The organism is Derxia gummosa DSM 723 (assembly GCF_000482785.1).
Taxonomy (GTDB): Bacteria; Pseudomonadota; Gammaproteobacteria; order Burkholderiales; family Burkholderiaceae_E; genus Derxia; species Derxia gummosa.
This window is the reverse complement of sequence record NZ_AXWS01000007.1, coordinates 940541-961601: the sequence shown is the minus strand read 5'-3', so window position 1 is coordinate 961601 and position 21061 is coordinate 940541. Positions and strand designations below refer to the sequence as shown.

Genomic DNA, 21061 nt, shown 5'->3' with positions numbered 1-21061 from the left:
CCGTCCCCGCGACGGACTGTCGAAGTGATCTGGGAGACCATCGATGGATAGCAGCGAGATCGACAGCAACACCCTCGCGATCGCGGCGCGCATGCATGTGGCGCTGCGCCGCAAGACCGGCCGCGTGACCGACACCGAATGGATGGCGAGCAATGCCGACTACGCGCGCGAGGTGTTGCGCGTGGCCCGCGCGGCCGACGATGGCGAACTCGACGCCATCGCGGCGCGGCTGGAGGCGGCCGTTTTCAGGAACGGTGGCGCTGCCGCTTCGCGGCGCGCGCAGGACATGGCCGGCACGCCGACCCAGGGGCGCTACGTCGGCAGCTTGCGCTGACTTTCGGCCGCCTGTCCGCCGCCTGGACGCGCTCGCGCTGAGCGGGCGCTGCTGGCCGGTCGGCTCGCCGCAGGGCTTTTCCGCCTGCGGCGCCGGGCCGAATACGCGACACTAGCCGCGCACAGACCGGGTTCGCCGGTCGGCTGTTTCGCGCAGGAAACCCGGGCGTGGCCTCCACCGACAACAACCTTTTCACCGACTCGACCGCGGTTCAGCTCTGGCTCAACCGTGCCCTCTCGCAGGACCCGGAGCGCTGGATCGATCAGGCGGAAGCCGGCATCGCGGCGGTCGGTGTCGGGCCGCAATCGGGCATTGCGCCGCTGGCCGCGCTCGAGACGTTGCGCCTGCCGCTGATCGAGGCGCTGCGGGCGCATGCCCGCGAGGCGTCGGGCCGGGCGCTGCCGCTTGACGAGATCCAGTCCGGCGGCCTGCTCAAGGCGCTGCGCATCATCGGCGCGCTGCGTGACGCCTATGCGCGCCTGATCGAGAGCATGCCCGACGTGCCGCAGGCATCGCCCACGCGCGAGCCCCAGGTCGATCGCCGGGGGCGCGAGGTGCCGCCGCCGCCCGATGTGCTGGCGGTGTTCGGCCCCCAGCAGCGCAGTGTCTCGCCGCGCGTGATTGCCGTGCAGCGCGCGATCGTGGCGCAGATGCAGGCCATGCTCTGGTGCCTGCGCGCGCGAGTCGATCTGCCCGCGCGCGACTGGGATCTGCTGGTGCGGCTGGCCAAGCTCGCGCGCCAGCACGCCGCGGTCGATGCGCCGGTGAGCGATCCGGCCTATCCCGAAATCATGCTCACGCCGCGCGCCGCCGCCGCGACCGTCGCCTTCGTGGCGCTGGCCGATCCGCGCGCGCTCACGCTCGCCGAATACGAGGTCGCGCGCGATCTCGCGCTGCGCAACGCGCACAAGATCAAGCTGCGCGTCGATTCGGGCGACACCGCCGCCGACGCCTCGGTCTGGCCGTCGGTGCGCGCGACCGCCGTCGAGACCTTCAGGCTAGACACCCGCCCGATGCTCGACGCGATCAAGCGCTACACCGCCGAACTGGGCGCGGGCATGGCGCCGGCCAGCCTCGGCCTCACGCGCCGGCTCACGTCCAGCGTGCTCGTCACCGTGCTCAACCGGCTCGCCGACCGCTGGCGCACGCCGGCCGCGCCGCCGGCGGTCTGGCGCAAGCCGATCGCGCCGCAGGCGATGGTGGTGCCGACGCTGCACCGCATGCTCGGCGCGCTGAACAAGGGCGGACGGCAGGCCGGCGGGGCGCTGGTCGATCGCGGTGCTTCGGTCTATCAGTACCGCAGGCATGACGTCGACCGTGTCGCGGCCGTGGGCGGCGCGGATTCGGCGCGGCGCCAGCTCGATCTCGTGTTTGCTGCCGCCGAGCTGTGGCAGATCGACGGCGAGAACGCGACCGGCCTTCAGTGCCGGCGCGACGCCGCCATGCCGCGCCTCAATCACGATCATCTCGTCGCGGTGCGCTTCGGCGACGCCGCGCGCGTGCCGCCGCTGTTCGCGGTGGTCGAGGCGGTGGCACAGACGATGCCCGAGTCCGGCGTGGTCGCGGGCCAGACGCTGCGGCTGCGCCTGCTGCGCGGCGTGCCGACGGTGGTCAGCATCAAGCTCGACGGCAACACGCTCGAAGATGCCTTCCTGCTCGTGCCGCCCGGTGCGGCCGACGACGCCTCGCTCGCGCTGGTGCTGCCGGTCGGCCGCTGGCGCGAAGGAAGCGAGACGGAGTTCGTGCATGACGGCCGCGCGCGCCGCATCCGGCTCGGCAAGCTGCTGTTCCGCGGTCTGGATTTCGATCAGGCGAGCTTCACCGAGCTGGGGTGATCCGGCGCCGGGGCGCCCTCCGGTCGTCTCCCGCGACCTGCCGGTCGGCTCGGCTCAGGCCACCCGCGCCGGTTCGCGCCGCACGCGCGCGACGCGCTGGGGCGGAAACACCGCCGTCATCGTCGTGCCCACGCCGACCTCGCTCGTGATGTTGAGCTGGGCTTCGTGGCGCGAAAGCGCGTGCTTGACGATCGCCAGTCCCAGTCCGGTACCGCCCGTCTCACGCGAGCGGCCGCGATCGACGCGGTAGAAGCGCTCGGTCAGCCGAGGGATGTGCTGGGGCGCGATGCCGATGCCGGTATCGCTCACGGCAAAGCGCACCTCGGGCAGCTGCCCCTCGGGCGCGGGAGGCGCGAACAGACGCACGCGCACCGTGCCACCGTCGGGCGTGTAGCGGATCGCGTTCGAGATCAGGTTCTCGAAAGCGCTTGCAATCTCTCCCTCGACGCCGAGCAGCGAGATGCCCGGTTCGAGCGCGAAGTCGAATTCGTGCCGCCCGCCGCTGAGCGAGCGCGCCATCTGCGCGAGCTTGTCGAGCAGCGGATCGAGTTCGACACTCGCGTCGCGCGGCGCGTCGGTACCGGCGTCGAGCGCCGACAGCGTGAGCAGATCGCCCACCAGATGACGCATGCGCGTCGCCTGGTCGTTCATGAGGTTGAGGAAATGCCGCTGCTGCTCGGGCGGCATCTCGTGCTCGATGAGCGTTTCGAGAAAGCCGGCCAGCACCGTGAGCGGCGTCTTGAGTTCGTGCGAGACGTTGGCCACGAAGTCGCGGCGCATGGTTTCGAGCCGGTCCATCTGCGTGATGTCGCGCGCGAGCAGGAGACGCTGGCTCTCGCCGTACTCGACGAGCTGGATCGAATAGAGCCGCGCGGTATCGCGCATCACGCGCAGCGACAGGGGACGGCTCCAGTCGCCCTGGTCGAGGTAGTGGGCGAACTCCGGGCTGCGCACGAGGTTGGTAATGGCGGCGCCGGTATCGGTATGCAGCTTCAGGCCGAGCATCGATGCCGCGTTCGCGTTGCACCAGGCGATGTGGTTGTCATGCGTGAGCGTCACCACGCCTTCGGGCAGCGCCTGGGCCGCGCGGCGGAAGCTGAGGAGTGCGTTCGTCACCTGATGCAGCTGGCGCTGGTGCGCGCGGCGCTGGCGATAGAGCAGCGCGAACACGTCGTCCCACATGCCGATGCCGTGCGGAACCGGCTGTTCCGGATCGTCGAGCCAGCGCTCGAGTCGAGCCAGCCGCTGGGCGCCGTACATCCAGGCCGCGAAGGCCAGTGCGAAGCCGAAGCCGAAGCCCACCGCCGGCCCGAGGCTCGCGACGAGCGCGGCGACGAAGCTGGCGATCAGCAGGAACTTGAAATGACTTTGCATCAGAAGGGCTGCCGCGAAGCGAAAGCCCGAATGGTAGCCGTGGCAACCGGCCCCGATCGTGTCAACGCGGGTTGCGCAGCCAGCTCGGCAGGGTGCGGCGGTCCTTCAGCACCGAAAGCGTCGCGCCGAGGCGATCGACCTTGCCGATCACGTCGCCCTTGAGCGCGCCCGCGCAGTCGAGCTGGGTGATGGCGAGGAAGAAGTCGGCACGTCGCCAGTCGCGCGTGACGCGGAACTGCGGTGACAGATAGGCGGCCGCCTGCGCACCCTCGGCACAGACCGCCACCTGATACGGCTCGCGCACCGTCTTGCCCTCGCGCCGCACGAACTCGTTGAGCTGACCCGACAGCTCGCGCAGCGAAGTGGACCAGTAGTCGCCCTCGTACTGCGTCACCGCCCGGGCCGTGCCTTCACCGAACACCGTGTTGTAGGCCACGTACTCGTAGGGATGGAGCCGCGCGAGCAGGACCGATTGCGACAGGCAGAGGCCACACAGCGTTGCGACCAACGCCCACGGTGCCACCGGCCGGCGCAGCATCGCGCGCCAGGCCAGATGCCAGCCGAGCGCCGCCAGCACCGCCGCCACCGGCACGATGAACAGGAAATGCCGCAGGCCGTTGTAGAGCGGCGGCGCCTTCAGCCAGGCAAAGGCGAGCGGGAATGCCAGCGCGAATACCACCGGAAACAGCACCAGCGCGCGCAGACGGTCGTCGGCCGCCGCCGGGCGCCAGTGGCGGATGGCTGCCGCGCCCCACCACAGCAGGGCAGCCAGACCAGCCAGCACCACCTCGGGCATGCGCACGAGGAAGTAGGTCGGCAGATAGCGGCCGGGTACCTGGTCGAGCGCCAGCGGCTGCCCGTCGAGCACCGTGTACATGCCGAAGGAGAAATGCGAGAAGGTGCGCGCCGCCTCGGCCAGATGGTCGAGGTCCATCACCGCCCAGGGCCAGCACAGACCGGTCAGCGCGAGACAGGCCACCGCCGCCGGCAGCAGCGTGACCACCGAGCGCAGGGCGAACTGCGCGCGTGCCTTGAGATCGCCGGTGGCGACCAGCACCAGCGCCAGCGCGACGGTCAGCAGCACGTACATCACCGCGAAGGCCGCGCCCACGCGCATGCCGAAGGCGGCGCCGATCGCGAGCCCGAGCTTGACAGACAGGCCGAGCGGCACGCGCGGCAGCAGCGGCGCGATGCGCACGGTGTAGTACAGCGCCCAGGTCATGAAGGCCGCGAAGGGCACGTCCTTGGTGTGGGTGAACAGCGCGCCGGTCCAGGCGCCGGTCAGCGCCAGCAGCAGCGCCGCCACGACGCCGACCTTCTCGCTCGCGACATGCCGGCCGAGACGCCATACGCCCACCATGCCGAACAGCCCGAACAGCCCGGAGAGCAGATGACGCAGCTCCCAGACGGTGGCGCCGCGCACGTCGAGCGCGCTCGCCAGCCAAGCCGCGACCAGATCGAACAGGCCGCCGTAGAGGTAGAGATTCTTGTAGCCGAAGACGAACTGGTCTTCGAAGCCCGAGCGGTAGAAGTCGAGCAGCAACTGGCCGTAGGTGTGCTGTACCGGCTCGTCGTTGCTGAGTGCGACATCGCCGTAGCAGAACAGCACATACAGGCCGAGTGTCCAGAACAGGGTCCAGCTCGCGGCGCGGGTCCAGCCGATGGATTGCCAGGCGTTCGCGCGCCACGGGCGGGGCAGGGCGGCGATGCCGCGGCCATCGGTTTGAGCGAGGCCGAGGCTGGTCATGAATGACCGCAGGAGGTTGGTGAACATTGTCGGCAGGCGCCTGCGCGCAGGGGAGGCGCGGTCCGGCGCCGGACGGAAAACCTGTTGGGAAGGCCTGCCGACCGATGCAGATCGGCCAGGGGGCGGTACCGACGGTTTCATGCGGCGCCGCGCGCGGATTCTACAAGTGCGACCTTTGTCGCAATCGGTCGAACAAGGCTGGGTTTGTAGGATTGCGCTGACGAACTGTCACATTCCTTGTCGGTGCGAGCGAGTCGTTGGCGCTTCCATTGGGGTCTTTGCGGTGTTGCCAGCCACGAGCATCAGGGGTCTCGGCTCCAGCTGATCCGAACAGCCGGTGATCGCACGGTGGGGCTGTCGTGGCATGCCGCTTGCTGCTATCTTCTCGACTGGCCAAGCGTTGTGACAATTACAACCTTTGTGTCATTTTCGCGACGACGAGACGGCGCGGAATGACGGCTGCGGTTCTCCACGATGTCGGGTAGCGAGGTCTGAAGGCAAGCGCTGATCGTAGGCGCCCGACAATTCCAGCCGTCGGTCGATAAACGACCGACGGCTTTTTTTTGCCTGTTTCCGCGACGGACGGTGGCGTCGCCCGGCCGGTCGGGGCGGCATGCGGCTCTGCCGCGCCGCGCTTCAGGCGCTGCCTTCGTGCGGGGCGCTTGCGGTCGTCGTGGCTTTCTGCTTGAGCCGTTCGGCCTTGTCCGCGAGCGTCTCATTGCTCTCGACGTGCGCCGGGTCGTGCGGGATGCATTGCACCGGGCAGACGATCTGGCATTGCGGTTCGTCGTGATGACCGACGCATTCTGTGCAGCGGGCCGGGTCGATCTCGTAGATCTCGGCGCCCATCGAGATAGCCGCGTTGGGGCAGACCGGCTCGCAGACGTCGCAATTGATGCATTCGTGGGTGATCTTCAGCGCCATGGCTTCGGGCGTGATCAGCGCTTGGCGCGCTGGCTGAGCCAGCGTTCGACGCTGGGGAAGACGAACTTGGACACGTCGCCGCCGAGCTGGGCGATCTCGCGCACGATCGTGCCGGAGATGAACTGGTACTGGTCGCTCGGCGTGAGGAACAGGGTCTCGACGTCGGGCAGCAGATAGCGGTTCATGCCGGCCATCTGGAATTCGTACTCGAAGTCGCTGACCGCGCGCAGTCCGCGCACGATGACGCGCGCGCCCTGAGCGCGGACGAAATCCTTGAGCAGGCCGCTGAACGGGGCGACTTCGACATTGGGGTAATGCGAGAGAACTTCGCGCGCGATCTCGACGCGCTCGTCGAGGGTGAACAGGGGACGTTTGTTGGCGCTGTCGGCGACGCCGACGATGACGCGCTCGAACAGGCCCGAGGCGCGCCTGACGAGGTCTTCGTGGCCACGGGTCAGGGGGTCGAACGTGCCCGGATAGACCGCGGTGATCATGTGGGCTGGCTCCCAGAGAGCGGATCGGACCCGGAGCCGTCGGCCGCCGGGAAGGACAAAAGATGATAGTGGACTTGTCCTGCGCGATCGTGGCGGCTCACCGTCAGGCCATTGCCGATGGCCAGTTCATTGATGTCGTGCTCGGCCTCGACGTAGATGCGTCCGCCCGGACGCAACAGTCGGACGGCGAGCGGCAGGCAGCGCTCGATCCACTGATCGCGGAACGGCGGGTCGAGGAAGACGAGGTCGAAGCGCTCGCCGTCGCGCGCCGCGCGCTCTGCATGGGCGAGGGCGTCGCCGCAGATCGGCACGAGCATGGTCGCGCCGAGCTTTGCGGCGAGGGTGCGGATGGAGGTGATGGCGCCACGCGAGCGATCGAGGCAGACGACGCGCGCGGCACCACGCGAGGCAGCCTCGAACGAGAGCGCGCCGCTGCCGGCAAAGAGGTCGAGGCAGTCGAGACCGTCGAGCTCCTGGCCGAGCCAGTTGAACAGCGTCTCGCGCACGCGGTCGGGCGTGGGGCGCAGGCCTTCGCCGTCGGGCACGGGAATGGGGGTGCGCTTCCAGCGGCCGCCGATGATGCGCACGCGGTGGCTGGCGCCGGCAGTGGCCTGGCGCGGGGCGCGGGCCGGTTGTCGGGGTGAATTCATTGCCGCGATTCTAGGCGGGGCGCTCGGCTAGAATTGCCGATTACCCTGCGGCGACCCTTCCATGTTCGGATTCTTCAAGCGCAAGCTTTTTGGCGACAAGTCCGCCGACAAGACAGCCGCGGAGCAGCCCCAGACTCCGCCGCCCGCCGCCAGCGAACCCGCGCCCGCACCGGCGCCGGCCATAGCGCGGCAATTCCCGCCTGCTGTGGATGCGCCGGCCTCCGGTGGCGCCGCGGCAGTGCCCGACAAGGCAGCTGAACCCGTCGGTGCGCCCGCGCCAGCAACCGTGCCAACGTCCTCGGCGCCCCGGCCAGCCAGCGCGCCGGCGTCGCCCGTGCCCGCGCCGGCCCCCGTTGCCGTGGCGGCAAACGCACCGGCTGCCGCCGCACCGGCGGCTATCGTTTCCGCCGTGCCCGCCGCCGAGGCGATCGCGCCTGTGGCCGAGCCTCAGCCCGCCGAGCGCAAGTCCTGGCTCGGCCGTCTCAAGGCTGGCCTGTCGCGCACCGGCCAGTCGATCTCGATGCTGTTCGTCGGCGCCAAGGTCGATGATGCGCTGCTGGAGGAACTCGAAGCCGCGCTGCTGATGGCCGATGCGGGCGTCGAGGCGACCGAACTGCTGCTCGAACGCCTGCGCCGCCGCGTCAAGGACGACAAGATCACCGACGCCCAACAGGTGCGCGTCGCGCTGCGCCAGCTCTTGGCCGACCACCTGCGCGTGCTGGAGCGACCCTTCGTGCTCGACGCAGCGCGCCCGCTCGTGGTGATGGTCGCGGGCGTGAACGGCGCCGGCAAGACGACCAGCATCGGCAAGCTCGCGCGCCACATGCAGGGCGCAGGCTGCAAGGTGCTGCTGGCGGCTGGCGACACCTTCCGCGCGGCGGCGCGCGAGCAGCTCCAGATCTGGGGCGAGCGCAACAACGTCACCGTCATCTCGCAGGAAAGCGGCGATCCGGCGGCGGTGGTGTTCGACTCGATCCAGGCAGGTGCCGCGCGCGGCATCGATGTGGTCATCGCCGACACGGCGGGCCGCCTGCCCACGCAGCTGCACCTGATGGACGAGCTGCGCAAGATGAAGCGCGTCGCGTCCAAGGCGATGGTCGGCGCGCCGCACGAGGTGCTGCTCGTCATCGACGGCAACACGGGCCAGAACGCGCTGGCGCAGGTCAAGGCCTTCGACGATGCGCTCGGCCTCACTGGGCTGGTCGTCACCAAGCTCGACGGCACGGCCAAGGGCGGCGTGCTGTGCGCGATCGCGGCCGGCGGCCTGCCGGGCAGCAAGATCGCGCGGCCGATTCCGGTGTACTTCATCGGCGTGGGCGAGAAGCTCGAAGACCTCCAGGCCTTCTCGGCCGACGAGTTCGCCGAGGCGCTGCTGGGCTGAGGCCCGGGCGCACCGTCTTGCCGCCGCGCCGCCCGGTCCGATGGCCGGACTGATGGCCGGTGCGGCGTGCGGCGGATGTCGCCGGCGATCAGCCCGGCCGGCGTCCGACGCCGATGCGCTCGATGCCCGCGAGGTCGCGCTCGCTGGCCACCTCGGTCAGTCCGCCCGCCTGCAGGATGCCGCGCACGGCGGTGCCCTGATCCCAGCCGTGTTCCATGCCGATCCAGCCGCCGGGCAGCAGATGCGCATCGACGGCCGCGACGATCGCGCGGATGCAGCTCAGCCCGTCGCGGTGGTCGGTGAGCGCGCCGACCGGCTCGAAGCGAAGATCGCCTTCGCCGAGGTGATGGTCGCCTGCCGCGATGTAGGGCGGATTCGAGACGACGAGCCCGAAGCGCTCGCCGGCCAGCGCCGAATACCAGTCGCTGCGCAGCACCCGCACCCGGCCCGGCGCATGCCTTGCCGCATTGCCCGCCGCGACCGCCAGCGCCGCGTCCGACACATCCACCGCCCACACCTCCAGGTCCGGCCGCTCGGCCGCGAGCGTGACCGCGATCGCGCCCGAGCCGGTGCCGAGGTCGAGCACCCGCGCGCCCGTCGGCGCATGCGACAGCGCCCATTCCACGAGCAGCTCGGTTTCCGGACGCGGGATCAGCACCCGCGCATCCACCGCGAAGGCGCGGCCAAAGAATTCGCGCTCGCCGACGAGATAGGCGACCGGCTCGCCCGCGAGCCGCGCCGCCGCCAGCGCTTCGAAGCGCGCCAGCGTCGCCGCATCGACGGCTTCGTCGTCATGTGCCGCGAGCCAGGTGCGCGTGCGTCCGCTGGCATGGACGAGCAGCGCGATCGCGTCGGCGCGTTCGAGGCCGCAGGCGCGCAGCAGCGAGCGGTAATCGGTGGTCGCTGGCGTGGCGGCATCGGTGCCGGCCTGGCCGGCGGGGAGGGAAGAGGTGTCGGCCACGGTGGGGCGCTCTGGCATGAAACGGGGTGACTAGTGTGACCGGCGTCCGGCCGGTCTCGCGCGGCCGGGCGGCGGCGGGAGGCAGCGCATCGGCCCGTCTTCCGCGAACCGGGATGCGGGCAGGCGCGAACCGGCCGGTCACGCACAGCCGCCACACAGGATGCGCACCGATTGTCCCACGCTCATCCACAGCTCATTCACAGCCCGGCGCGTCGCAAGCGATTGAACCGGCAGGGAAAGCGCCGCGACTGCCTGCGTCTTGAGCAGCCCGCGGCCATGCCCGGACGCCCGGCGATCGGGGTTGATCCCGACCCGCGCCGGCCGGCGGGCAAACTTGCGAGGGAATGGCCGGGGTACTACAATTAGTGAATCGACGAACCACAAACACTACAGGTAGTGTGAAGTGATCGAAGTGAAACTTTCTGATCCGGTCGCCGTCAGTCGCATCCCATGCTCCGGCATGGCCTTGCCCGGCGGTCGTCATGCAGGGGCGCGAGTCCGGATCGAAACAAGCCGCTCATCGTCGTCGCCTCCGTGCCGGTCTTGTGCCGGCGCACAGCCAAACCTGCATTCCTGACCGATCTTTTCCGCAGCGCGCGGGCCGCAGGCGTCCCGTGAGGACCCGCATTTCCGGCGCGCTCCAGACCCATTCAGACGTGACGCGGCCACGCCCTCACGTCGTCGCCGTGTTCTTCCCAGGAGACTCCATGGATCAACTTGCCCAGCCGATCGACCCCAGCGATGTCAGCGGCGTGCGTGCCCAGCCGTCCGATTCGGGCGTGACGTCGGCACGTGCCTCGTCCTTCGCCGATTACCGCGTGATCCGCCGCAACGGCGCGGTCGTCGGTTTCGAGCCGTCCAAGGTGGCGGTGGCGATGAGCAAGGCCTTCATCGCGGTCAACGGCGGGCAGGGCGCGGCCTCGGCGCGCGTGCGCGAGGTGGTCGAGAAGCTGACGCGCGACGTGGTGGGCGCGCTGCTGCGTCGCCAGCCCGCGGGCGGCACCTTCCACATCGAGGACATCCAGGATCAGGTCGAACTCGCGCTGATGCGCTCGGGCGAGCACGAGGTTGCGCGCGCCTATGTGCTCTACCGCGAGCGTCGCGCCGCCGAGCGCGCCGCCCAGCACCAGCAGCAGGTGGAAACCGGCGGCATCAGCGTCATCGACAACGGCCAGAAGCTGCCGCTGCCGATGGGCCAGCTCGAAGCCATCGTGCGCGCCGCCTGCGAAGGCCTCGGCAGCCAGGTGCAGGCCGAGCCCATCCTCAAGGAGACCATCAAGAACCTGTACGACGGCGTGCAGATGGACGAGGTCTTCAAGTCGATGATCCTCGCGGCGCGCGCGCTCATCGAGAAGGACCCGGCCTACAGCCAGGTCACGTCGCGCATCCTGCTGCACACGATCCGCAAGGAAGTGCTCGGCGAGGAAGTGCTCCAGGGCGACATGGCCACGCGTTATGCCGAGGCCTTCCCGCAGTTCATCAAGGCCGGCGTCGAGGCCGAGCTGCTCAACCCCGAGCTGCGCAACTACAACCTCGACAAGCTCGCCGCCGCGCTAGATCACTCGCGCGATCTGCAATTCGGCTATCTCGGCCTGCAAACGCTGTACGACCGCTACTTCCTGCATGTGAAGGGCCGTCGCATCGAGCTGCCGCAGACCTTCTTCATGCGCGTGGCGATGGGTCTCGCCATCAATGAAATCGACCGCGAGACGCGCGCGATCGAGTTCTACAACGTGCTGTCGAGCTTCGACTTCATGAGCAGCACGCCGACGCTGTTCAACTCGGGCACGCTGCATTCGCAGCTGTCGTCGTGCTACCTGTCCACCGTCACCGACGACCTCGACGGCATCTACGAGGCCATCAAGGACAACGCGCTGCTCGCCAAGTACGCGGGCGGCCTCGGCAACGACTGGACGCCGGTACGCGCGCTCGGCTCGCACATCAAGGGCACTAACGGCCAGAGCCAGGGTGTCGTGCCCTTCCTCAAGGTCGTCAACGACACGGCCGTCGCGGTCAACCAGGGCGGCAAGCGCAAGGGCGCGGTCTGCTGCTATCTCGAAACCTGGCACCTCGACATCGAGGAGTTTCTCGACCTGCGCAAGAACACCGGCGACGACCGCCGCCGCACCCACGACATGAACACGGCGAACTGGATTCCCGACCTGTTCATGAAGCGCGTGATGGAGAACGGCGACTGGACGCTGTTCTCGCCGTCGGACGTGCCCGATCTGCATGACAAGGTCGGCAAGGCTTTTGAAGAGGCGTACACGCGCTACGAGGCCAAGGCCGCGTCGGGCGAGCTCAAGCTGCATCGCAAGATTCCGGCGACGAGCCTGTGGCGGAAGATGCTCGGCATGCTGTTCGAGACCGGCCATCCGTGGATCACGTTCAAGGACCCCTGCAACATCCGCTCGCCGCAGCAGCATGTGGGCGTGGTGCACAGCTCCAACCTCTGCACCGAGATCACGCTCAACACGAGCGAGACCGAGATCGCCGTGTGCAACCTCGGCTCGGTCAACCTCGTCGCGCACATGAAGCAGGGCGTCGACGGCCAGTACTCGCTGGACCTCGCCAAGCTCAAGCGCACCGTCAGCATCGCGATGCGCATGCTCGACAACGTCATCGACATCAACTACTACGCGGTGCCGAAGGCGCGGAACAGCAACCTCAAGCACCGTCCGGTCGGCCTGGGCATCATGGGCTTCAGCGACTGCCTGCACCTCATGCACACGCCCTACGCGTCGCAGGAGGCGATCGCCTTCGCCGACACGTCGATGGAAGCGGTCTGCTACCACGCCTACTGGGCCAGCACCGAACTCGCCGCCGAGCGCGGCCGCTACAGCACCTATCGCGGCTCGCTGTGGGATCGCGGCATCCTCCCGCAGGACACGCTCGCGCTGCTGGCCGAGCAACGCGGCGGCTATGTCGAGATCGACATGGGCAGCACACTCGACTGGGATGGCCTGCGTGCCCGCATCCGCGAATACGGCATGCGCAACAGCAACTGCGTGGCCATCGCGCCGACCGCGACGATCAGCAACATCATCGGCGTGTCGGCCTGCATCGAACCCACGTTCCAGAACCTCTACGTGAAGTCGAACCTCTCGGGCGAGTTCACGGTGGTCAACGACTACCTCGTGCGCGACCTGAAGGCGCTCGGCCTGTGGGACGAGGTGATGGTGGCCGACCTCAAGTACTTCGACGGTTCGTGCTCGAAGATCGACCGCATCCCGGCCGAGCTGCGCGCCATCTACGCGACGGCGTTCGAGGTGGAGCCGAAGTGGATCGTCGAAGCCGCGGCACGTCGCAGCAAGTGGATCGACCAGGCCCAGTCGCTCAACATCTACATGGCCGGCGCCTCGGGCAAGAAGCTCGACGACACCTACAAGCTCGCTTGGCTGCGCGGCCTCAAGACCACGTACTACCTGCGCGCGCTGTCGGCGACGAGCGCCGAGAAGTCGACTGGCCGTGGCGGCGAACTCAACGCCGTGCCGACCGATGGCGGCATGGCTGGCGGCTTCGGCGCGGGTGGCATGTCGGGCGCCGGTTTCGGCGGCTCGGCCGGCTCGACGACGGGCGCGCTCAATGCGGTCGCCAGTGAAGTGAATGCGATTGCAGTGCCGTCGCCGGTCGCCACCGCCGTGCCCGCGAACAGCGGCGCCGACGAGATCGAACTCGTGCTGCCGGAACCCGAAGTGATGGGCCAGGTCTGCACGCTGCGTCCGGGCGATCCGGGCTTCGCGGATTGCGAGGCTTGCCAGTAATCACGCATTGCGATGGCCGCTTCGCGCGGCCGTCTTCCCCTCTTTTTCCCGCCTGACTGGCGCGACATCCGCCGCCATCACGCCTCGCCAAAAACACGGAGAACATCATGCTGACCTGGGACGACGAAATGTTTGCCCCGACGGCCGCGCCCAAGGCGCCGGCCCAAGCCCCGCGCCCCGAGCAGGACCCCTCGCTGCGCCTGCGCGAAGTCGCGCACGAGCTGCGCGAAGTCGTCGAGCAGCTTCAGGTCGGCTCGCCGCTGCCCGCCACCGATTACGCGAGTACCGCCCAGGCCGCGCAGCAGGCCGCGATCCATCGCGCGCCGGCGCAGCCGCGTCCGGCCGTCAACGCGCCAGTGATCAGCCAGCGCGCCGCCGACGAGCGCCGCGTCAACGTCGCCGACAAGCGCATCATCAACGGCGCCACCGACGTCAACCAGCTCGTGCCCTTCAAGTACAAGTGGGCCTGGGACAAGTACCTCGCCGGCTGCGCCAACCACTGGATGCCGCAGGAAGTGAACATGGGCCGCGACATCGAACTCTGGAAGAGCGACAAGCTCTCCGAGGACGAGCGCCGCCTCGTCAAGCGCAACCTCGGCTTCTTCGTGACGGCCGATTCGCTCGCCGCGAACAACATCGTGCTCGGCACCTATCGCCACATCACCGCGCCCGAGTGCCGCCAGTTCCTGCTGCGCCAGGCCTTCGAAGAGGCGATCCACACGCACGCCTACCAGTACATCGTCGAGTCGCTCGGGCTCGATGAAGCGGAGATCTTCAACGCCTATCACGAGGTCCAGTCGATCCGTGACAAGGACGAGTTCCTGATCCCCTTCATCGACACGCTGACCGACCCGAACTTCACGACCGGCACGCCCGAGAACGACCAGAAGCTGCTCAAGTCGCTGATCGTCTTCGCATGCCTCATGGAAGGCCTGTTCTTCTACGTCGGCTTCGTGCAGATCCTCGCGCTCGGCCGCCAGAACAAGATGACCGGCGCCGCCGAGCAGTACCAGTACATCCTTCGCGACGAGTCGATGCACTGCAACTTCGGCATCGACCTGATCAACACCATCAAGCTCGAAAATCCGCACCTGTGGACGCCCGAGTTCCGCGCCGAACTCAAGAGCCTGTTCGAGAAGGCGGTCGAGCTTGAGTACCGCTATGCCGAGGACACGATGCCGCGCGGCGTGCTGGGCCTGAATGCGCCGCAGTTCAAGACCTATCTGCGCTTCATCGCCAACCGTCGCGCGACGCAGATCGGCCTCGACCCGCTGTTCCCGAACGAAGAGAACCCCTTCCCGTGGATGAGCGAGATGATCGACCTGAAGAAGGAACGCAATTTCTTCGAGACCCGCGTCATCGAGTACCAGACCGGGGGCACGCTCGCGTGGGATTGACGACCGACGGTCATGCGCGCGCAACAAAAGCGCGCGCTTTCGGTCCACCGGTTGTTAGAATCGATTTCATATGATTTGTGCTTGAACGAGCCACGGTGACTTCAACCGAATTCGATCCGCCCGCCGACCTTGCATACGCTTGCAAGTCGGCGGGTGCAATGCAGGCGCGCATGGCCTTCGGGTCTGCGCGCCTTTGTGCATTGGCCGATCGGATCGTGCGCATGTGCCCGGTTCGCGTCATGCACGCCCACGCCGGTTCCCGGTTTCAACTATCAGCTCTGTGAAGGAGATCGTCATGGCAACTGCCAAGAAGACTGCCGCGAAGACTGCGCCGGCCAAGAAGGCTGCGGCCAAGAAGGTCGCCGAAGCCGCTGTGCCCGCCAAGAAGGCTGCCGCGCCCGCCGCAAAGAAGGTCGCGGCCAAGAAGGTTGCCGTGAAGAAGGCCGCCGCGCCCGTCGCGAAGAAGGCCGTCGCCGAGAAGAAGGCTGCCGCGCCGGCCGCCAAGAAGGTCGCCGTCAAGAAGGCCGCCGAGAAAACCGTGGCCGTGAAGAAGGTCGCGGCCAAGAAGGTTGCCGCGAAGAAGGCCGCCGCGCCGGTCGCCAAGAAGGCCGTCGCCAAGAAGGCCGTGGCCGTGAAGAAGGTTGCGGCCAAGAAGGTCGCCGCGAAGAAGGCTGCCGCTCCGGTCGCCAAGAAGGCCGCCGTCAAGACCGTCGCCGCCGCCAAGAAGGTCGCGGCGAAGAAGGTTGCCGCCAAGAAGGCCGCCGAGCCCGTCGTCGCCAAGAAGGCTGCCGTCGCTCCGGTCGCCGCCAAGAAGGCGCCTGCTAAGAAGGCTGTGGCCAAGAAGGCTGTCGCGCCCGCCGCCGAACCGGCCGCCAAGAAGGCTCCCGCCGCGAAGAAGGCTGCCGTGCCGGCCGCCAAGAAGGCGCCGGCCAAGAAGGCCGCGAAGAAGGCTGTCGCCAAGCCCGCCGAGGGCGAGGCCCCCACCGCCTGGCCTTTCCCGACCACGCCGCGTCCCTGATCGGGCACGCATTCTCCCGGCCGCCTCGCGGCCGATGACGCCCGCCGGCCCGTCGCCCTCACGGCGACGGCGCGGCTGAAGGAGCGCCATGCTGTACGACATCTTCCGGTTCGTCATCGACACCGTCGGCGACATTCTCGGCAGTGCCCTGCTGCTGCGTGCCTACATGCAATGGGTACGGCTCTCGCCGCGCAATCCGTTGTCGGGCTTCGTCTTCACGATCACCAATTGGCTCGTACTGCCATTGCGCCGGGTGCTGCCCGGGGTGGGTGGTATCGACTGGGCAAGTGTGGTCGGCGCGCTGCTGGTCGCGCTGGTCGTCAATCTGCTGCTGGTGCTGCCCTTCGGCACACCGGCGATCGGCGGGCTGATCGTCGCCTCGCTGTTCGCCTGCCTGAAGTGGGCGACCTATCTCGTCTTCGGTCTTGTGCTCGTGCACGTGATCCTGAGCTGGGTGAATCCGCATGCGCCGATGGCACCGGCCGTCGACATGCTGGTCGCGCCCATGCTTGCGCCGATCCGGCGCGTGCTGCCGACCTTCGGTGGCATCGACTTCTCGCCGCTGGTGCTCATCCTCATCGTGCAGGTCGCGCAGATGGTCATTGCGCGGGTGATGGCGATGACGCTCGGCCTGTTCTGACGCCGCCATGCCCGCCTGCGACTGGCTGCGCCGGGACGCGGCGGGGCGGCTGCTGATCGAGCTGCATGTGCAACCCGGCGCGCGCTGTACCGAGGCCGTCGGCCTGCATGACGGCGCGCTCAAGCTCAAGCTCGCCGCACCGCCCGTGGACGGCAAGGCCAACGAACTGCTTGTGAAATGGATTGCCGAGCGTTGTGGCGTCGGCCGCCGCGAGGTTGAGCTGGTATCGGGCCAGACCTCGCGCCGCAAGCGTGTGAGCGTGTCGGGCATCGGGGGCGGCGAGGCCGCGCTCGATGCGGTGATGCGCAGCCTCCGGGGCCAAGGCTGAATCGTCGGCGATGCCGGCGCCGCGCATGCGGCGGCTGCGATCGTCGTCGGACTCACGCCGAGCTATCGGGCCGATCGGCCGGCGCCCCCCGGCACTTGACGCTCAGTGCGTGACGCGCGTGCCGCCGGCACCGCTGAGCAGACGCACGCGGTCGCCCGGCGCGAAAGTTTCGTCAGCCGCCTGCACGACCACGCGCATGTCGCCGTTGTCGAGCTTGACCGTGAGTTCGAGGCCCTGCTGGTTCGAGGCGCTGCCTTCGATCGCTTGGCCGGCAAGACCGCCGAGGATGGCGCCGCCGATCGTCGTCAGTACCGAGCCGCGTCCGCCGCCCACCGCGCCCCCCGCCACGCCGCCTGCGATCGCGCCACCCGCGACGCCTACGCCGGTATTGCCCTTGTCGATCGTGACACTGCGCACCGACTCGATCGTGCCCATGCGCACCGTCTGCTCGCGGCCGACCGTGTTTGCGTCATAGACCGAAGCCGAGGTACGCGGCGAGGCACAGCCGCCCAGCGCGCCCACCGCCATCGTGGCCGTGAGCACCAGCGCGAGCGCGCCGCACAGGCGCGAGCCAGTTGCCGTGCCGGTGGCATGGCCTGCCGCCGAAATCCGATCCTTCCCGTTCATGACGCTGTCCTCCCTGCCGAGGTGTTGTGTGTGATCTGGCAGCTCCGGCACGGGAGGCCGAGGCTTTCCGTGCCGGAATCGCGGTTCACGCTACCACTGGGCAGAGCCGAATTCGGCCGCGAATTGTGAGCGGACATCGGCAGTCGTGAAGTGATGATTCTGGGCGCCGCGGTGGGCGATCTTGCGCGCGCCGAGGATCGCGGCGATGCGTCCGGTGATGGCCCAATCGAGCCCGCGCTGCATGCCGAACAGCAGGCCGGCGCGATAGGCGTCGCCGCAGCCCGTCGGATCGACGATGCGCTCGGCCTTCACGCAGGGGATCTCGATCTTCTCGCCGCGCACGTAGATTTCGGAGCCGGCGCCACCGCGCGTCACGACGAACACCGGCGCGAGCTTCACCACTTCTTCGAGCGGCTTGCCGATGCGCTCGCACATCAGGCGCGCCTCGTAGTCGTTGACCGCGACCACCTCGGCCAGCGAGATGAAATGCAGCAGTTCCTCGCCGTTGAACATCGGCAGGCCCTGGCCCGGATCGAACACGACGCGGATGCCTGCGTCATGCATTTCCTGCGCGTGCTGGAACATGCCGTCGCGACCGTCGGGCGCGATGATGCCGATCTCCACGCCCGGGCCTGCGTCGGCCACATGGTTCTCGTGCGCATGATTCATCGCGCCGGGGTGGAAGGCGGTGATCTGGTTGTCGGCGCGGTCGGTCGTGATGAAGGCCTGGGCGGTGTAGGCCGACGGGATGCGCTTCAAGCAATGCGTGTCGAGGCCGAGGTTGCGCAGGCGTTCGAGATAGACGTCCGAATCCTGGCCGACCGTGGCCATGACGATCGGCTTGCCCCCGAGCATGTTGAGGTTGTAGGCGATGTTGCCGGCGGTGCCGCCGAACTCGCGCCGCATCTCGGGCACGAGGAAGGCGACGTTGAGGATGTGAACCTGGTCGGGAAGGATGTGTTCCTTGAACTCGCCGGGGAACACCATGATGGTGTCGAAGGCGACCGAGCCGCAGATGAGCGTGGACATGGCGTGATCCGGTGTCAGGGAAAGAAGGCGTCGACGGTGTAGCCCACGACGCCCGTGGCATCGATCCGCAGGGGAACGACGAGTTGCTGTTCGGCATTGGCGGCGAGGCCGTCGCGCGCGAGGCGGGCGGCGTCGGGCTGGGCCGGGAGGTAGTCGGTGGCAGCCAGCATGCGGCGCGCGATGAGCTTGCCCTGCACGTCGGTGAGCGAGACGTCGAGTACCGGCCAGGCCTGGTTCCAGTGCGATTCGTTGCGCAGGCCGACATGCAGGTCATGGCCGCCGTCCTCGCTGGTCTGGCGCAGCTCGGCGCTGGCCACGCGCAACTGGTGGGCGCGCTTGGGCAGCTCGATCACGCAGCGGGCGCGGGCGCAGGCGGCTTCGAGCGCGGGGCGCGTGGCTGGCAGGGCGGCCGCGACTTCATCGTGAAAAAGCCAGAGCGCCTGTCCGGCCAAGGTCAGTGCGAGCACCGGTGCCACGACGCGCAGCGCGAGCCGCAGCGCGCGCGACATCTCGGCGCGCTGCCGCATGAACGAGGGAACGCGGTCGGGGTCCTCGGCGATGCTGCGCGGTACCGGCATGCCCGGGCGGCGCTCGACCTCGATGAGGGTGAGCGGCGGGAGTTCCTTCGGCTCGGCCTCGTTGACCGGCATCGCACGCGCCGCGGCGTAGGCGGTGGCGGCCTTCGCGACCCATTCGCGGTCGAACGAGGGTTCGGGCAGCGGGCGTGCGGCGGGATGGTTCTCGACCGAGAGCGTGGGGTCGAAGCCGGGGTCGAGGCGGTCCGGCTCGGACGGTGCCGGTCGGGTGACGGGCGCGGGCGTCGTCCCGGGCTGCGAAGGGGCGTCGGTGGTCGGCGCGGGCGACGGTGAGGCGGATTCGGCCGTGCCGGTTTCGCGCGTGACGGACTCCGACTGCTCGGGCGAGGCGACGTCGGTGTCTTCGGCCGCGACGGCGGGTGACATGGGTTCGGGCGCCGGCGCGGTGGACCCGGATTCAGACCCGGACAGGGGCCCGGACTCGGACTCGGACTCGGACTCGGACTCGGACTCGGACGCCTCGGTGGCCGGCGGGATGGATGTCGCCTGTGCCTCGTCGGCGGGCGGCTCCGATTCCCGTGACGGCGGCTGTGAAGCCGGTGGCGGGCTTGCAAGCGCTGTCGTGGCCGGCGCTGGCCCGGCTGTGGACGGCTCAACCGTTCCGGCTGCGGGTTCTGCAGCGGCGGCAGGCCCGGCGGCGGGCGGCGGGCTCGCCGGAACATCGGCGGGCCGAGGTACCGCCGGCGCCGCGCCTGCTGGTGACGCAACCGGCGCGGGAACGTCGACGACGGCTGTCGGCGCATCCGCCCGTGGCGCGACCGGCATCGGCGGCGCAGGGGGCGCGGGCGGCGTCGGCGGCACCGGCCGGATCACCGTGTTGGGCGAATCGCCGAGCGTCGCCACGTAGCGCAGCTGCTCGATGCCGTTGAACACGGTCGCGCAATGACCGCACTTGACGAGGCCGCGCCTGAGCTTGAGCTGGTCCGACACGACGCGGAAGGTCGTGCCGCAGTTGGGGCAGCGGGTCGCGAGGGCCATGGGCGCGGGGCGGGTGGTTGGGGTTGGCGCGCGGGCCCGTCAGGCCCGGCTCGGTGGTGGCGCGCGCCCGGTCAGGCCGGCCGGCGACCGGCCAAGCATACCCAACCGTCGAGCGTGGCCGCGACCTCGACCGGCAGGCCGCATTCGGCGTACACGGCGGCCACGTCGAGCGCCTGGCGCTCCAGCACGCCCGACAGCACCAGCGCGCCGCCAGCCTTCACCTGAGCGACCAGCGCCGGCGCGAGCACCTTGAGCGGATTCGACAGGATGTTGGCGACCACCACGTCGAAGCCGCCCGCCGACACGCTCGTCTCGGCGTCGTGGAAGCGCGCCTCCACGTTGTTGCGCCCGGCGTTGTCGCGCGCGGCGATGACCGCGTTCGGGTCGATGTCCAGTCCTTCGGTCTCGCCGGCGCCGAGCAGCTTGGCGGCGATGGCGAGGATGCCCGAGCCGCATCCGTAGTCGAGCACGCGCGCGCCGGCGGGCAGCTCGCGCTCCAGCCATTCGAGGCAGAGCCGCGTGGTGGGGTGGCCGCCCGTGCCGAAGGCCATGCCGGGGTCGAGCGTCATCACCACCTCGGCGCCCTCGGGCGGCTGATGCCAGCTCGGCACCACCCACAGCCGGCCGATGCCGATCGGGTCGAACTGCGCCTGCGTCGCGCGCACCCAGTCCTGGTCATCGACGAGGCGGATGGCTTCGCGCACCGGCTGGCTGCCTTCCCAGATCTCGGCCAGCTTCTGCTCCAGCGCGAGCGCCGCATGCTCGGCCGACTCGCCGGCGTCGATGAGGGCGACGAGCAGGTTGTTGGTCCAGGCCGCGACCTCGGGTTCGAGGCCGGGCTCGCCGAAGATCGGCGTCTCGGCGTCGGTGTCGAGGTCGGCGTCTTCCACCGTGACCGACAGCGCGCCGGCTTCGAGCATGGCGTCGCCGAGCGCTTCGGCCTCGGCCTCGCCCATGCGATAGACGAGTTCTGCAAACATGGGC

The 21061-nt window shown here is 69.1% G+C and carries 17 protein-coding genes and 2 pseudogenes; 8 read left to right on the top strand and 11 right to left on the bottom strand.

The window, feature by feature from the left end; all coding sequences use genetic code 11:
• The first annotated feature begins 43 nt into the window (after positions 1-43).
• On the top strand, positions 44-334 hold the full coding sequence (locus tag H566_RS0105360; RefSeq protein WP_028310631.1) for a hypothetical protein: 291 nt from the start codon (positions 44-46) through the stop codon (positions 332-334).
• Between the two features lie 167 nt (positions 335-501).
• A complete protein-coding gene (locus tag H566_RS0105355; RefSeq protein WP_028310630.1) occupies positions 502-2169 on the top strand; it encodes a hypothetical protein in 1668 nt (555 codons plus the stop codon).
• Between the two features lie 54 nt (positions 2170-2223).
• Here the strand turns inward: H566_RS0105355 and phoR are convergent, their stop codons facing one another.
• The 5 genes from phoR to rsmD form a co-directional block, all read right to left on the bottom strand.
• Entirely contained in the window at positions 2224-3543 is a 1320-nt protein-coding gene (gene phoR, locus H566_RS0105350) for a phosphate regulon sensor histidine kinase PhoR (RefSeq protein ID WP_034410516.1), read from the bottom strand.
• 61 nt (positions 3544-3604) lie between these two features.
• A complete protein-coding gene (locus tag H566_RS23090; protein WP_084544777.1) occupies positions 3605-5317 on the bottom strand; it encodes a glycosyltransferase family 39 protein in 1713 nt (570 codons plus the stop codon).
• A gap of 609 nt (positions 5318-5926) precedes the next feature.
• Positions 5927-6214, bottom strand: a complete 288-nt coding sequence (locus H566_RS0105340) for a YfhL family 4Fe-4S dicluster ferredoxin (RefSeq protein WP_028310628.1) — start codon at positions 6212-6214, stop codon at positions 5927-5929.
• A gap of 14 nt (positions 6215-6228) precedes the next feature.
• The gene (gene coaD / locus H566_RS0105335; protein WP_028310627.1) at positions 6229-6708 is read right to left on the bottom strand and encodes a pantetheine-phosphate adenylyltransferase; all 480 of its coding nucleotides are present in this window, start codon (positions 6706-6708) and stop codon (positions 6229-6231) included.
• Entirely contained in the window at positions 6705-7358 is a 654-nt protein-coding gene (gene rsmD / locus H566_RS23085; protein ID WP_034410514.1) for a 16S rRNA (guanine(966)-N(2))-methyltransferase RsmD, read from the bottom strand. The genes coaD and rsmD overlap by 4 nt, the downstream gene beginning before the upstream one ends.
• Positions 7359-7419: 61 nt before the next feature.
• On the opposite strand from rsmD, the gene ftsY reads away from it, so the two are divergent.
• On the top strand, positions 7420-8739 hold the full coding sequence (gene ftsY / locus H566_RS23080) for a signal recognition particle-docking protein FtsY (RefSeq protein WP_028310626.1): 1320 nt from the start codon (positions 7420-7422) through the stop codon (positions 8737-8739).
• Between the two features lie 88 nt (positions 8740-8827).
• On the opposite strand, the gene prmC is transcribed toward ftsY, so the two are convergent.
• Complete coding sequence (gene prmC / locus H566_RS0105320; protein ID WP_084544776.1) at positions 8828-9718, bottom strand: peptide chain release factor N(5)-glutamine methyltransferase; 891 nt, start codon at positions 9716-9718, stop codon at positions 8828-8830.
• A gap of 785 nt (positions 9719-10503) precedes the next feature.
• On the opposite strand from prmC, the pseudogene H566_RS0105315 reads away from it, so the two are divergent.
• The 5 genes and pseudogenes from H566_RS0105315 to H566_RS0105295 all read left to right on the top strand — a co-directional run.
• Positions 10504-13464, top strand: a pseudogene (locus tag H566_RS0105315) (ribonucleoside-diphosphate reductase subunit alpha); the annotation flags it as partial.
• 107 nt (positions 13465-13571) lie between these two features.
• Complete coding sequence (locus tag H566_RS0105310) at positions 13572-14861, top strand: ribonucleotide-diphosphate reductase subunit beta (protein ID WP_028310623.1); 1290 nt, start codon at positions 13572-13574, stop codon at positions 14859-14861.
• A 295-nt stretch (positions 14862-15156) separates the two neighbouring features.
• Positions 15157-15879, top strand: a complete 723-nt coding sequence (locus tag H566_RS0105305) for a hypothetical protein (protein WP_028310622.1) — start codon at positions 15157-15159, stop codon at positions 15877-15879.
• Between the two features lie 88 nt (positions 15880-15967).
• Positions 15968-16519 (top strand): YggT family protein, encoded by a 552-nt coding sequence (locus H566_RS0105300; protein ID WP_028310621.1) that lies wholly within the window; start codon positions 15968-15970, stop codon positions 16517-16519.
• 7 nt (positions 16520-16526) lie between these two features.
• Positions 16527-16847 (top strand): DUF167 domain-containing protein, encoded by a 321-nt coding sequence (locus H566_RS0105295; RefSeq protein WP_028310620.1) that lies wholly within the window; start codon positions 16527-16529, stop codon positions 16845-16847.
• 102 nt (positions 16848-16949) lie between these two features.
• On the opposite strand, the gene H566_RS0105290 is transcribed toward H566_RS0105295, so the two are convergent.
• The 5 genes and pseudogenes from H566_RS0105290 to prmA form a co-directional block, all read right to left on the bottom strand.
• Complete coding sequence (locus H566_RS0105290) at positions 16950-17375, bottom strand: outer membrane lipoprotein (RefSeq protein ID WP_051378212.1); 426 nt, start codon at positions 17373-17375, stop codon at positions 16950-16952.
• Between the two features lie 189 nt (positions 17376-17564).
• A complete protein-coding gene (locus H566_RS0105285) occupies positions 17565-18503 on the bottom strand; it encodes a carbohydrate kinase family protein (RefSeq protein ID WP_028310618.1) in 939 nt (312 codons plus the stop codon).
• Positions 18504-18517: 14 nt separating this feature from the next.
• Entirely contained in the window at positions 18518-19465 is a 948-nt protein-coding gene (locus tag H566_RS29920) for a DUF3426 domain-containing protein (protein ID WP_028310617.1), read from the bottom strand.
• Between the two features lie 507 nt (positions 19466-19972).
• Positions 19973-20077, bottom strand: a pseudogene (locus tag H566_RS30550) (zinc-ribbon domain-containing protein); the annotation flags it as partial.
• Positions 20078-20148: 71 nt separating this feature from the next.
• Positions 20149-21057, bottom strand: a complete 909-nt coding sequence (gene prmA / locus H566_RS0105275) for a 50S ribosomal protein L11 methyltransferase (protein ID WP_051378074.1) — start codon at positions 21055-21057, stop codon at positions 20149-20151.
• Between the last annotated feature and the right edge of the window lie 4 nt (positions 21058-21061).